The sequence below is a fragment of the Microbulbifer maximicatervae (SeqCode) genome (assembly GCF_052468155.1).
On record NZ_CP174335.1, the window covers coordinates 4,112,300 to 4,126,490 of the forward strand.

Genomic DNA, 14,191 nt, shown 5'->3' on the forward strand with positions numbered 1-14,191 from the left:
AATTCATTTCTCTGTCTTTCAAATTTGGTCAAAATTTTCTGTTATTTGAACTACTTGAAAGTCAGTTGCTAAATTGGAAGTATGCCGGGAAATAATTTCATAACATTGAACTGGAGCAGTATTTCAGCTACCGCAGATCCAGGTCATAAAGGAAAACTAAATGAAGATAGTATTCGGGAAGACAGAAACGTAATTTGGAAACTGATAGTTAAATATCAGTCATAAAATTAAATTTCTGAGGAAAAGAGCCGATAAGAAGATACCGGCTACTATTGAATTTATTTCTGTGCGATTGCACCGCTACGACCAAAGCGAGCGATGATATTTTTCAACCTTGCAAACAACTGGGGAATATCTTTACCCATCATTAAATAGAGACAGGGTACCAATAACAATGAGATCGCTGTGGCAGCGAGTATTCCATAGCCCAGCGAGATCGCCATCGGAATCATAAAGCGCGCCTGCACCGAACTTTCAAAAATCATCGGCATCAAGCCGCAGAAAGTCGTTACTGTAGTCAATACGATCGGGCGAAAACGCCGCGCTGCCGCTCCCTTGATCGCGCTTTCCAAATCGGCGCCATCATTTCGGAGACGATTGCTGTACTCAATCATTACCAGAGTGTCGTTAATCACAACTCCGGCCAGTGCCACCATACCCAGCAGACTCACCATACTGAGTCCATACCCCATGCCCAAGTGACCAAGTAACGCACCGATCACACCAAAGGGTATCGCCACCATTACGATCAACGGCTGTACGTAACTCTTTAAGGGAATTGCCAATAGCAAGTACAGCACCGCCATCGCAAGGGCAAAGGTCATCGCCAGGCTTGCCAGCCCCTCTCGCTCCTCCGCTTGGCGTCCCTCATAAGAAACACTTAGGCCGGGGAATTCAGCTTTCAATTGGGGGACCACACTTTCATTCAGCTCATTAATCACAAGTGTCGCTTGGTCACTGGGCTCCACATTGGCGGTAATTGTTGTAACCCTGCGGCCTGCCCGGCGATTAATCGTGGCATAGGCGCGCCCTTTATCAATTTTTACCAGATCTGGCAGGGGCATCCAAAGTCCATTGCTGGCCCGGATCATAATGCTATTCACATCATTGATATTGGCTCGCTCATCCTCAGGCAAACGTACCATGACCTTCACCTGATCCCGGCCACGCTGTTGGCGCAGGGCCTCAGCCCCGTACAACGCTGCCCGCAACTGGCGACCAATATCCTCCGCAGACATGCCCAAACTTTTGGCCGTTTCAGTCAGCGTAAGGTCCAACTGGGTTTTACCGAGGGAAATACCGGGATCGATATCACTGACATTCGGGAATTTCTCCAACTCATCCCCTAAACGTATCGCAGCTTGCTCCAAGGTATCCGTGTCAGTATGGCGAAGCTCCACGGTTAACGAGGAGCCAGCGCCGGGACCGCCACGGTCAGAAGCTGTTGTTGCGCTAAGGGCACCGGCAATAGGCCCCACTTCCTGGCGCCAGGCGCGAATAAACTCACCGGTGGAAAAAGGACGCTCATCTGCGGGAACAAAGAAAGCGTCCACCATAATCGCGTCATCGCCCATCAAACCGCGAATCCCCAGGAAGACCTTTTCTTTATCGTATTGCTCGAGCACCCTATCGGCAGCAGTAATAATCTGCGAGCGCGCTTTTTCCAGCTGGGATTGGGCCGTTCCAGTGGGAAAGGTGACAGCAAAGCGACCGGAGTCACGCTCCACCCTGGGCATCAAGGTGAAGCCCATACGACCGCTAGCCGCATAGCCGCCAACCACCAGCAGTGCCGCTACCGCCACGGCAATAGTGGTGTAGCGGTGCTTGATACATATATCCAGGAAGGGCCTAAAGCGCTGCTGTACAAAACGATCCAATCCCCGCGCCAGCATTTTCTGCCGCGCGGCAAAGCGGCGCGCCCGGCGACTTTTATAGCCGCGACGAGAGTGGGCCAAGTGGCCGGGCAAAATAAACAGGGCTTCCACCCAGGAAATAATAAATACCGAGCCCACCACAAAGGGAATCACACCAAAGATCTTGCCCATAAAGCCGGGTAAGGCCATCAATGGAAGGAAGGCGACAATATTAGTCAGGATCGCAAATGTGAGCGGCACCGATACCTGGCGGGCACCGGCAACGGCAGCCTCCAGATTGCTGTAGCCTTTTTGTCGCCACTCGTGGATATTTTCACCGGCAATAATTGCATCATCCACCACTATTCCAAGGGCGATAATAAAGGCAAACATACTTACCATGCTAATGGAAATATCCAGCCCAGGCAGGAATAGCAATGCCCCCAGGAAGCTGGTAGGAATGCCCAGTGTTACCCAAAAAGCCAACCGCAATTCCAGAAAGGCTCCGAGCACAACAAATACTAATAAGAGCCCAATAAAACCGTTCTTCAGCAGCAGGGTCAGACGCGCTTTGAAAATTTCCGAGTCGTCATCGCGAACTGTCAGGGTCACACCCGGGGGCAGGCTTGCCCTGACCTCATCAACGACTTCATGGGCAGCTTCACTGACACTCATTGGTGTCTGGTCGCCCACCCGGTAGATCTTGATGCTGATAGCTGGCTCGCCGTTAAACACCATATTGCGCGCTTCTTCCTCAAGCGCGTCGCTGATATTGGCAACATCCTTTAAATAAACGGCACCGCCACCAATGCCTTGGGCAATAACAATATCGCCAAACTCTCGAGCCCAATCGCGGCGCTCGGTCACCCGGACCAATATTTCCCCCGCATCAGACTTAACACTGCCGCTGGGAATATCTACCGCTGCATTTTCTACGATGTTTGCCACTTCCAGCAGGGTAAGCCCATAGCGACGCAGGTCATCGCGGCGAATCTCGATCGCCACTTGCAAGTCCCGCATCCCCCGCGCTTCCAGCTGGGTAATACCACTGTGCGCTTCGAGCTTATCGTAAACCTGCATCGCCAACGCGCGCAGGTTGTGCTCGGTAAGATCGCCATGTAATACCAGATCCAGCACATCCCGTTTGCGCTCGGCCAGACTAACCTGGGGCTGCTCAATATCTGTGGGGAAGGTGGTAACAGAATCGATAGCCTGCTGAATATTCTGGTACACCAAGGCAGCATCAGCATCGCCTTCCAGCTCCAAGGTTAAAGAGGCACTACCCTCATTGGCCCTCGCGGTCATCTCTTTGATGCCTACCAAGCCCTGCACCGCCTGCTCTGCAGCCACCAGCACACCGCGCTCGACTTCCTCAGGGCTGGCACCGGGATAGGAGATGGACACGCTCACAGTATCCAGGCTGAATTCCGGGAAGACTTCCTTTTTAACGATGGTTGAAAAAATCAAACCACCAATCAAGAAGACCAACATCAACAAATTGGCAGTTACGTGGTTGCGTGCCATCCAGGCGATGGCGCCCGTGCGGGTATCGACCTTATCTTTGGATTTATTCTGTTCAGTCATCTGCGCCCCCAGCGTTGGGTCCACCGGGGCCGCGTCTTGGCGGGCGTTCCGCAGAGGCAGCCGCATCTATCGGCGGGCGCTGCTGGCGATTACTGTCTCCGGCAATTCGCACCGGCATACCCTCAGTAACGGTTACCAACCGGGTCGTCACTAAGGCTTCTCCACCGCTGAGTCCCTGCTCCAGGACTGCAAAGTCGCCGCTCATATAGGCCACTTCTACCGGCAGAACCGTGGTGCGGTTCTCGCGAACCACCCACACATTGTTGCCGTCTTGCAACGCAGTGAGGGGGATACGCACGCGCTCATCCTCACTTTGGGAAACGATCTCTACTTTCGCCAGATCGTTGAGAAGCAGCTGTGGCTGGGACGGATCCTGGACGGAAAGCGGGTCTTCCAGCTCTACCAACACACTGGCGAGACGACCCTGCTCTTCCAGTACCGGGATAACCCGGACAAACTCACCGCGGCGGTAGACGCCCTGCGGCCACTGGCTGCCGTAAATTCGAACTTCAACATCACCGCGTCCGAGCCGGTGCAGTTGCGACGCGGGAACCTCAACGGCAATCTGGAAACGGTCGGCACTAGCGAGGCTGTAGAGGGTATCTCCCGGAGAGACACGATCACCGACGTCGGCATCACGCTCAACTACCAGGGCATCAAATGGGGCGCGAATCTCGGTAAGTCGAAGATCGCGTTTAGCCAAAGCCACATTTGCCTCTGCGGATTTTACTGCCGCCTCTGCTGCTGCTCTCTGAGGCTCGCGCAACACCAGAGCCTTATCCGTTCCAGACAAGGCTGTGCCAAGAAGCTCGTATTCCTCTTGAGCAACTTGCTGCTGTCCTTGCTCCTGCTGCAATTCAGCACGGCGTTCGGCGAGGGCACTCTGGGCAGTCATCAGGGCCAACTGGTAGGGCTCCTGGTCAATACGCAACAGCACCTGCCCTTTTGGCATTACGGCTCCGGGGCCCAGATCATAGTCGAGCCATTGCACCTGCCCCTGTACCTGGGGCTCCAACTCCGCTAACTCTCGGGCACTCACTTTACCCAGCGCGCTCAGGGTTACAGGAAAACGACCCTGCTCAGCAACGGCTACATCGACTGTCGGCGGTGGCGATTTGCGCTCACCGCGACTGACCGACGGTTTTTCCCGCATCATCCAGTTGAAGGCCAAGAATGCCAACACCACCAAAATTATGGGGATCAGCAGGCGCCAATTGAGTTTCTGCAACATCAGTTATTTCCCTCCAGGTACAACTCCAAATCCACTGGCTCGGGGGCTGGAAGATCCGCCTGGGGGATCCCGCCGGAAAGCGCGCGGTAAAGTACTACTCGGTTTTCAATCAGTTCGCGCTCGGCAGACAAGATTTGTCGCGCCAAACTCTGTTGTTCACTCGTCGCGGTCAACACATTGAGGAAGTCGATGGTTCCCCGCGCATAGGCGCGGCTTTGGCGCAGAACCAAAAGGTCTGCGAGACGCTCACGCTCACGTAGATGGTTGAGTCTCTGCTCGATCAGGCTCTCTCGAATCAAGGCCTGCTCTACTTCAGACAAGGCTTCATTGACTGCACTGCGGTAGAGCGCCCAGCGCTCCTGCAGAACGGCGTCCTGTTGCTCCCGGGCTGATGCCAAGGCGCCACCATCAAAAATCACCCCCTCAATGGAGGCTGCAATGGCCAAAAGCCAGTTTTCAGTCACATCGCTAATTAAACTGGTGCCATTGCTGGCTACTGCAGACAAACTAAATACGGGCAGTCGATCGGCCCAGGCCTCATCGGCTAAGTGATAGCCCTGTAAAAGGTCTCGCTGCGCCTCAACGACATCCGGGCGGCGCAATAGCAATTGCGATGGCACGCCGGTCTCTGGCAGGGCTGGTAAGGCAGGCAACTCGGCCTGTTCGTGAATAATGCTGCTAAGTTCCTCGACATTGATACCCAAAAGCACCGCTAACTGTACTTTTAGAGTTTCGGCATCCGCTTCCGCCTCATCCAGTTCCTGCTGTGACTGCTGGACCAGCTGCTGTTGCTGCAAAACATCGGCTGCACCTGAGACGCCGCGACCAAAGCGCAGTTCCAGAACCTTCAGGCTTTTGCGATTGATCTCCAGCTGTTGTTGCAGCAAATCCCGCTGCCCCCACTGCTCCCGCAACTCCAACCAGGTAGCTGCCACCTCGCTCGCCAGGGTCAAGGCTGCCGTCTGTAAATTCTGTTCCTGGGCCAGGTAAGCCGCCTCTGCTGCACTGGCACCGGCACGGACCCGCCCCCAAAGGTCCACTTCATAGCTGGCGGCGATACGGGTACTCCAACTATTGCCCTCCGCAGAGGGATCGGTGAACTCGCCGGAAGAGTAGCGCTGCTCAGTATTTTCAATACTGGCGGTCAGTCTTGGCCAAAGGCCCGATCGCGCTCCCCGCGCGGTGGCTGCGGCCTGCTCCAATCGCCAATAGGTAGCCTGAATATCCGGATTATCTTTCAGTGCCAGCTGTACCAAATTGTCCAACTGCGGATCTTCCAAATCTCGCCACCAGCGCAAACTCGGTGCGACAGTGCCCGATGCACGAAAAGATTCTGGTAACCCCAAATTTTCATCGGGTTGAATGGTCTCAATTGGCTGCGAACTACAGCTGACAAGCAGCGGAACACAAATTGCCAAAATACGGTAAAAGGACAAGGAATATCACCGAAATTAAACGTTTAATCGTAAAAAATAGAGATTTATTGCGTGCATTATCCGCCCCCCAAAATCGCTCGCAATGCGTTTTACTCTTGTTTACAAAGCATGCGTAAAATCAGGCAAAAAATTGCTGCCCGCAGGAGTGCCGAAAACCGAGTACTTCGGTATGATGCGGCACACTAAACTGAATAGTCATCGGGGTTTGACGCGGAGCTTATCCAAAAAGTCTCCCCTCTGTACAAAGGTGCTCGGCCTTCTTCAGCCGGCCCTCTTGGACGCTCCGGTGGAATTAATAACGGAAGTAGAAGAGACAAACCATGAGTAAACATCAGCCACTCGCCCATTGGGACGATATTTTGCTGCTGGACCAACAGCTGACCGACGAAGAGCGCATGGTGCGCGACACGGCACGTGAGTACTGCCAAAGCAAACTGATGCCCAGAGTTCTCGAGGGTAACCGCCACGAAATCTTCGATCGTGAAATCATGAACGAGATGGGTGAATTGGGCCTGCTCGGTTCCACCATCGAAGGCTACGGCTGCGCCGGTCTCAACTACGTTTCCTACGGCCTGGTGGCGCGCGAAGTTGAACGCGTTGACTCCGGCTACCGGTCCGCCATGAGCGTTCAGTCCAGCCTGGTTATGCACCCGATTTACGCTTACGGCAGCGAAGAGCAAAAGCAGAAGTACCTGCCCAAGCTGGCTTCCGGCGAATGGGTTGGCTGTTTTGGCCTGACCGAGCCCGATGCGGGTTCCGATCCCGGCGGCATGAAAACCCGCGCCAAGAAAGTCGATGGCGGCTACCGCATCAGCGGCTCCAAGATGTGGATCACCAACAGCCCAATCGCCGACGTTTTCGTTGTTTGGGCGAAAGATGACGACGATATTATTCGCGGCTTCGTGCTGGACAAAGGTATGGAAGGCCTCTCCGCACCGAAGATCGAAGGCAAGTTCTCACTGCGCGCCTCCATTACCGGCGAGATTGTGATGGACAATGTGTTCGTTCCGGAAGAAAACAAGTTCCCGGAAATTGGCGGACTGCGCGGCCCCTTCGGCTGCCTGAACCGCGCTCGCTACGGTATCTCCTGGGGCGCCATGGGTGCCGGTGAGTTCTGCTGGCACGCCGCTCGCCAATATGGCCTGGACCGCACCCAGTTCAACCGCCCTCTGGCTCAAACCCAGCTGTTCCAGAAGAAACTGGCGGATATGCAGACCGAAATTACCCTGGGCCTGCAAGCCTCCCTGCGCGTAGGTCGCATCATGGATGAGAACAAGCAGTTCGACCCCACCATGATCTCCCTGGTGAAGCGCAACAACTGTGGTAAGGCACTAGATATCGCGCGTATTGCTCGCGATATGCACGGCGGCAACGGCATCTCCGACGAATTCCACGTAATTCGCCACGTGATGAACCTGGAAGCTGTAAATACCTACGAAGGTACCCACGACGTACACGCCTTGATCCTCGGCCGCGCCCAGACCGGCCTGCAAGCATTCGTGTAAAACACGTCTAGTTGGATGCTCACGGTATTTTCCGTGGGCATCGCCCTTATCCCGTCACTTCTTATCTCCTTACTTCTACTTCGGCCCCAGGTTGGTAGCACAAAATCATTAAACTAAAGTTCGGAATAGTCACGCAAAAAGGCGGCGCATAGACTGTGTAGCAGTATTAAATTATTACCCACACCAAGCAAAGTACTGCACCGAAAAAAACGTTTGGATTTAAAGTAATAATAATTTGAGAGAAGACCAAAACTCACTGTGACCATTTACGCATCATCGAACCGCGAAATAAGTAAAGACAGCCCTCAGCAATTATTAAACTCTCAATAAAGGTATAAAAAGGAAGTTTTGGGAACCATGGAAAGCCCAAACAGAGAGCCCAGCAAGCCGAATAAAATTATTACCCCTCCCCTAACTTCCCTCCACATCAACAATCTCCTGCCCCGGATTTCGATCGTTTAATTTCACTACACAAAGAGCAATACCCAGCAACACGACAAAAGTCGCTACCCACTCGATAAATGTAAGATATTCACCAAGGATAATTGATGAACCGATTATTCCCACAATAGGAACCAGCAACCCGAATGGTGAAACACAGGCAGAGGAATAGCGACGAATTAAATCACCCCATAAAATATAACCAACCAATGTCACCATGCACACTTGGTAAATAATTGAAAACCAACTGGCCGTATGCGCTTGAAAAAAGAAAACCCAGGGGGTATGGCTCTCATAAAATATCGACAAGACTAAAAGAGGTACTGGCGGCACCAATGAAGCCCAAACCATTAAATGAAGTAAGTTAACTCCTGGCATCCTGCGGAATACGATATTCGCTATCGCCCAAGACAGCCCCGCCCCCATAATAAGGATAAATCCCACTATCGTTGTCGACCCACCTTTATCGGCATAGTAGAAGAATACAGAGAACCCTACAGCCGCTATTACCAAACCCAAGCACTGCTGCATATTTATCTTATCGCCAAACAGCATTGCGAATAACAATAGGGTGAATGGCACCTGCGACTGCATAAGCAGTGACGCTACACCCGCTTGAATATCGGCCTTCATGGCGTAGTACATCAACCCCAGAGAGAGAAACTCTAAGAAGAAGCCGAGCGCAACAACATTGAGGATCGAGGTCTTGGGGAATGGACAAAAGAAAACCAGAGGAACAGCGACGAGGGTGAAGCGAACCGAAGCCAATAACATTGGCGGGAAGTCGGCCAGCGCCACCTTGGTTATCGGGTAATTCAGTCCAAAAATTGAGACTGCCAGCAAAGCCAACAGTATGCTTCTATACGGCATCTCTACAGCCAGTGAACAATGGACGTAACCAAAGGGTAGCAGCCTCCATTACTCTTCTGCGCCTAATGGGCCCTTTGTCATTGTTTCAATAGCTCCCTGGTACCGATCTATTGCGGCGCCTCACACTTCTCACCAGTAGATCGTTGCTCAATTCCCTTTGCGTAGACAGAAGTGCTATTCTCCCCTGCCCGCCAATCTCTGGATGTAACGATGATATGGATGAGCTGCTGCACTGGTTTGAATTGATCGGTATCGCGGTCTTTGCCTTCAGCGGCGTACTCGCCGCCGGCCACAAACAGATGGATTTATTTGGTGCCGTGGTACTCGCCTGCGTCACCTCTATTGGCGGCGGCACCGCCCGGGACATTATTCTCAACGTCCCTGTATTCTGGCTTGAGCACACCTATTACCTGTGGATCGCCTCAATTACCGGTGTAGTAAGCTTTTACCTGATACGCTATCTAAAGGTCCCTATGCGCCTGCTAATGGTGGCAGATGCCATTGGACTCGCCGTTTTTGTGGTGCTCGGAACCCAGAAAGTACTTGAACTGGGCTATTCCGCGACCATCGCAATCGTGCTCGGCGTAATGACCGGTACTTTTGGCGGGGTGATTCGGGATGTGCTGTCCGGTGACATTCCACTTTTACTCCGGCGAGAGATCTATGCCACCGCTGCCCTTACTGGGACAGCCATACTCGTTGCATTGGACAATGTAGGGTGGCTACCCCATGAGCTGGTGGTGGCTATTGCTGTATTTGTGACCTTAGCGATTCGCCTCGCGGCATTGCGCTGGAATATCTCCGCGCCAGTGGCACGCTTCGGCAAGCACTGACCCGCTCACAGGCCTGGAACCATAAACCACTACTTAATAGCAGTCACAGGAATAATCTAAGTGCAAAAAGCCCGATTGCGCATACTCCTCATCATTCTCTTTTCCATGGTGATTGGAGCCTGTGAGCGCTCGACAGACTCTGCCCAAACCGGTCAATCCCCGCAAAAACAATACGCTCGCCTGGTAGCAAAGCCCTGCTGGTTCAAAACCGATGAAACCTGGCCTTTCACCCAGTGTTTCATGATGGAGGTGCCGGAAAATTATGCCCACCCAGAAAAGCGCAAAATCCGCTTCCCGGTAGTGCGCTTCCGCGCCACAAACCCCGATCCCAAGAAAATCCCCCTACTCCACCTAGGCGCCGGAGGCCCCGGAGCCAGCATGGGGTTAGAGCCCGAGAACGCCAGCGATTGGTTGTGGCTTAACTATGCCGCCATGACAGTAGAAGACGGCCGGGATCTCTTTGTTATAGATCCCAGGGGCACCGGTATGGCCCAGCCGCGCCTCACTTGCAGCGAGTTTATCGAAGATGCCGATACCGCCTTCCGGCGCAACCTGTCTCCGGAAGAAGAGGCCCGTGTTTTCTCTTTCAGTATGGAGCGCTGTTACAGTCGCCTGAGCAAAGGTGCCGACTTGGCCCAGTACAACAGTTCTGTGATCGCCAGGGATGTAGAAGAGCTGAGAAAAACCCTCAAACTTGATAAATTCGATCTCTACGGGGTGTCCTACTCCTCCCGCTACGCCCTGACTGTGGCCCGCGACTTCCCGGAATCAGTGCGCACCCTGGTGCTTAACAGTGCGGTCTTCCCCAATATTGTCTACACGCAGCAGCTCCCACAGGACTCCCTGGCAGCCTACGAGCGCGGCCTGAAGCATTGTATCGAAGACGAGAAATGTAACAGTCGCTATCCCAATTTACGCCGCAGGCTGGAAAACCTGATCCAGACCTTAGACGAAGAGCCGCGCACCATTCCGATCAAGCACCGCTACTCAAAACAAAGCTATCCCTTTGTGCTTACTGGACAGCGCTTGCTGAGAGTTCTATTCCAGGCCCTGTATAACGAAAACTTCTACAGTGAACTGCCCAAGATGATCGAGGGCCTGGAAAATGAGGGCGATGAAGGGCTACAGCCGGCCCAGGATGCCATCGCACACTTTATGGAGATCGTACTGGACCCCTACTTTGGGGATGCAGCCGGCGTTAGCCACTTCTGCTATGAAGAGGCTCCCTTTGTCGATTTTGATCAGGCCAGGGCCAACGCTGCAGACACCGGCATTCTCGGCGGGGCCGTACGATCAGATTTGAATTTGTTGCAGCTACAGTGTCGCATCTGGGCAATCCCCTCTGCTCCACTCACTGAGTCAGAAGCCATCTCCACCCCAGTTCCAGTGATAGTGTTACACGGCGGCCTGGATCCGGTACTAGCTGCAGATGATGTCGATATCGCACGCAAAGAGCTACCGAATCACCAATGGCTGCTATTTCCCAACCTGGCTCACGATATTATTTCCGCAAGCAACTGCGCGGAGCGGGCAGTAGCGCGCTTTCTCGACAACCCTGCCGAAGATCAAACCGAAACCACCATGACTTGCCGCAAAGCGGAGCTGGCAGACCAGATTTCCACCGAAGAAGAACCTGAGTCCCAGCAAGAAGCCGAACAACAGGCCGTTGAACCCCAAGCAGCTGAGGTCCCTGCCCCGGAAAGCGGCCAATAACCAAAAACAACAGCTGAAGTTACACGACAAAAGCGGTATCAAGGATTGAGGAAAGGCCGATGGAGAGCAACAACAACCCTGCCCTGATTGAAGTTGCGGATTTGGTAGAGCTGAAAAAGACCGGCGAACCCGTAATATTGGACTGCCGCTATAGCCTGGCGGATCACGATAGTGGTGAGCGGGACTATCGGGCTGGCCATATTCCCGATGCCCATTACGCCTGCCTGCACCGTGACCTCTCTGCCCCTGTGCAACGCTACGGCGGCCGCCACCCAATGCCGAGCGCTGCACAGTTCCAGGACTACGCTCGCAATCTGGGAGTCGATAGTGACACACAGGTAATCGTCTACGACGACACCCGCCTGGGTTTTGCCGCCCGTGCCTGGTTCCTGTTTTTCTTCTTTGGCCACAAGAAAATTGGCATTCTGAATGGCGGTCTAAAAGCCTGGCTCGATGCAGGGGAAACATTGGACACAAGCGAGCCCACTCGATCCAGGCAAGGAAACTTCAGTGCACAACCAAAAGAAAATCTCTTGGTTCATTACGAGACCATCAAACAAAACCTGGGTAAAGCACCCTGGCAGTTAGTAGACGCCCGGGACAGTCAGCGCTTTGAAGGAATTGAAGAGCCTATCGACCCGATTGCCGGACATATACCCACCGCCATCAACCAGCCCTGGCAAAACATTACTGACAAAAACAATGGCAAAGTGAAATCTATTCCCGAACTCAAAGAGCAATTCGGCAACTTGGCGGACGGCAAACCACTTCTCAATTACTGCGGCTCCGGAGTTACTGCCTGCGTTAATTTCTATGCACAATATTTAGCTGGTCGCCACGACTCACTACTCTATCCAGGGAGTTGGAGTGATTGGTGTTCGCATCAGTGAAGATAAAATAGGAGTCATGGAACTTAAATACAGCAGTGCGAGAAGGCTCATGCGAACTGTAGATATAAAATAAAGCTAATAAGCCAGTTACAATTTTTACTATTGCTTATATGCCCAGCGAATCCCCCATCTCCAAATCAGAACACTCCTGCATGGGCGGTAATTGGGCTATTTGATGCTTATTCAGTCGGGCACCAGAGAATTCGCAACGATTTTTACACATAAAGATTATAAAATTAGTTAAACCGATATCCACCAGCACCTCTTTACCGCATAACATGTTAGAGGAAGCCTCCTCATAACACCCCGCCGCTCTGCACTTTATAAGGTGTAAACATGGGTACGCCAACGATCTGAAAGACCTAGGGAACCAAATCCATTCGACAGAATCTTCCGCCGATAATATTCACGGAAGAAATTAAAAAAATCCTGCTTGTTATTAAAACAGTACTCTCCATGGTTAGGGTCAAAAAAAGTGCACTGTTGAGCCATCCCAGCGGGTCCAATATAGAGAGAAACAGCATGGGCCGCCGAAAAGTGCCCAAAGACTTTACCTGACACAGTAATTATTACGTAATGATCGTTTAATTGATCTAATGATGCTATTAAAAAATCGGTCATTGATAAAGGCTGAGCTCCAGGATTAACTATTTGAATACTCGAATCTTCTCCAAGCCCAGGTACTGGATATACTCCACGCTCTCTCAGCCACGCCCCTACATTATTCATATAAGAATTATCTTTATCATGTGCCCACCCCCACTGAGACTTGGCAACACTTCTTAATTCACGAATATTTAGAGAGCGAAGTCGAGTGAATGTAAATGGACCTGCTCCAACTTTCCACTTTTCATACAAGCCCAATTTGCTTGATAGAGATACCCCTTCAGAAGCCCTACAATGTATCCAATGTGCAGTTAAGGCTCCACAAATGCCAAACGTGCTAAATCCTGCATAGTGCACCCAAACTCTTAGCGAACTCTGGGAAAAACCCCAAATTTTTTGCCCTCGATGACGCTCGGCAATTGTACTAACACGCATACAAGCAACCTCCCAACAGACAATTAAAATCCAAAAATCATCTATTTTAATTCGAACAAAAACCTACAATAAATACTGATCCGCACCTAGCCAGAGGCTTTTACCTACAAGGACTGATAACTCTCTTAGAAAATGGGGTGCGCAGATTGACACACTCTTATATTTACGCCAACCCAACAACAATAAAATAGGTCAATCAATCCTTTACCCATTGACTCAAATGAACATTGCCAAATTGATCAACATCACCAATTTTGTACTTTTAATATCTCTTTATAACCAATTATGACAAGCAACTACTCACAGCCCAATACCCGCACAGGATCTAAGTAATTCCAATATCAGCAAAATTTACTTCTCTAACACTCCCTTTCCCAGACTTAACGCCCACTATATCCAGCGCACTGTTAAAACAGTAAAAGTTAAATATGCCAAACCTGAAATAATGAATTTGGTTATATGGAAAGAATTGCGCCTCCATGGCTTTAAACCACACTTACCCCTTACCGGACAATTTTCCACCCTCTCAACCTCCAACTTAAAGGGTAATTCATCCCTAAAAGCCAAAAGAATAGCTCTCTCTTTAGATCTATATTGTGTCGGCTCTATCAAGTAGCGCTTTAGATATTGGGCAAATTTTTTTAGGTTTTGGACTTTCTTTAGGGAAAGGAAAATACATGCAGATTGGGTTGTTTTGTATGGGGAAAGTAAGATGGCCAGAACTCCAACCATCTTAAGCAAACCCCAAAACTCTATACGAGATGAAATACTTCCTGCAACACTAAGCAGAACCA

9 protein-coding genes are annotated in these 14,191 nt (G+C 51.6%); 4 read left to right on the plus strand and 5 right to left on the minus strand.

Annotated elements, in window-relative coordinates:
• Positions 1-278 precede the first annotated feature (278 nt).
• Genes ACJJIY_RS17505 through ACJJIY_RS17515 form a run of 3 tightly spaced genes read right to left on the minus strand, consistent with a single transcriptional unit; the run spans position 279 to position 6,104 of the window.
• Positions 279-3,437, minus strand: a complete 3,159-nt coding sequence (locus tag ACJJIY_RS17505; protein WP_445358499.1) for an efflux RND transporter permease subunit — start codon at positions 3,435-3,437, stop codon at positions 279-281.
• Positions 3,430-4,668, minus strand: a complete 1,239-nt coding sequence (locus tag ACJJIY_RS17510; RefSeq protein ID WP_445358500.1) for an efflux RND transporter periplasmic adaptor subunit — start codon at positions 4,666-4,668, stop codon at positions 3,430-3,432. Before ACJJIY_RS17510 ends, ACJJIY_RS17505 begins: the two co-directional genes overlap by 8 nt.
• Positions 4,668-6,104, minus strand: a complete 1,437-nt coding sequence (locus ACJJIY_RS17515; protein ID WP_444928070.1) for an efflux transporter outer membrane subunit — start codon at positions 6,102-6,104, stop codon at positions 4,668-4,670. Before ACJJIY_RS17515 ends, ACJJIY_RS17510 begins: the two co-directional genes overlap by 1 nt.
• Before the next feature lie 320 nt (positions 6,105-6,424).
• Between ACJJIY_RS17515 and ACJJIY_RS17520 the strand changes: the two genes are divergently transcribed.
• A complete protein-coding gene (locus ACJJIY_RS17520) occupies positions 6,425-7,609 on the plus strand; it encodes an acyl-CoA dehydrogenase (RefSeq protein ID WP_282932536.1) in 1,185 nt (394 codons plus the stop codon).
• Between the two features lie 411 nt (positions 7,610-8,020).
• Here the strand turns inward: ACJJIY_RS17520 and ACJJIY_RS17525 are convergent, their stop codons facing one another.
• Positions 8,021-8,848, minus strand: coding sequence for an EamA family transporter (locus ACJJIY_RS17525; protein WP_445358501.1), 828 nt, complete (start codon positions 8,846-8,848; stop codon positions 8,021-8,023).
• 287 nt (positions 8,849-9,135) lie between these two features.
• Here ACJJIY_RS17525 and ACJJIY_RS17530 point away from each other — a divergent pair, with 287 nt between their 5' ends.
• From ACJJIY_RS17530 to ACJJIY_RS17540, 3 genes are read left to right on the plus strand one after another with little or no spacing between them, the layout of a single operon-like run.
• Positions 9,136-9,753, plus strand: a complete 618-nt coding sequence (locus ACJJIY_RS17530) for a trimeric intracellular cation channel family protein (RefSeq protein WP_413662328.1) — start codon at positions 9,136-9,138, stop codon at positions 9,751-9,753.
• Between the two features lie 60 nt (positions 9,754-9,813).
• Positions 9,814-11,466 (plus strand): alpha/beta fold hydrolase, encoded by a 1,653-nt coding sequence (locus ACJJIY_RS17535; RefSeq protein ID WP_445358502.1) that lies wholly within the window; start codon positions 9,814-9,816, stop codon positions 11,464-11,466.
• 59 nt (positions 11,467-11,525) lie between these two features.
• Positions 11,526-12,356 carry a sulfurtransferase gene (locus tag ACJJIY_RS17540; RefSeq protein ID WP_444897034.1) on the plus strand — a complete coding sequence of 277 codons (831 nt, stop codon included), beginning with the start codon at positions 11,526-11,528 and terminating at the stop codon, positions 12,354-12,356.
• A gap of 321 nt (positions 12,357-12,677) precedes the next feature.
• Here the strand turns inward: ACJJIY_RS17540 and ACJJIY_RS17545 are convergent, their stop codons facing one another.
• A complete protein-coding gene (locus tag ACJJIY_RS17545) occupies positions 12,678-13,397 on the minus strand; it encodes a YopT-type cysteine protease domain-containing protein (protein ID WP_444897033.1) in 720 nt (239 codons plus the stop codon).
• Positions 13,398-14,191: the final 794 nt, after the last annotated feature.

Coding starts and splice junctions, on each gene's coding strand:
- ACJJIY_RS17505 (WP_445358499.1), bottom strand. CDS start 3,437: ATGACTGAACAGAATAAATCCAAAGATAAGGTCGATACCCGCACGGGC.
- ACJJIY_RS17540 (WP_444897034.1), top strand. CDS start 11,526: ATGGAGAGCAACAACAACCCTGCCCTGATTGAAGTTGCGGATTTGGTA.
- ACJJIY_RS17530 (WP_413662328.1), top strand. CDS start 9,136: ATGGATGAGCTGCTGCACTGGTTTGAATTGATCGGTATCGCGGTCTTT.
- ACJJIY_RS17545 (WP_444897033.1), bottom strand. CDS start 13,397: ATGCGTGTTAGTACAATTGCCGAGCGTCATCGAGGGCAAAAAATTTGG.
- ACJJIY_RS17520 (WP_282932536.1), top strand. CDS start 6,425: ATGAGTAAACATCAGCCACTCGCCCATTGGGACGATATTTTGCTGCTG.
- ACJJIY_RS17510 (WP_445358500.1), bottom strand. CDS start 4,668: ATGTTGCAGAAACTCAATTGGCGCCTGCTGATCCCCATAATTTTGGTG.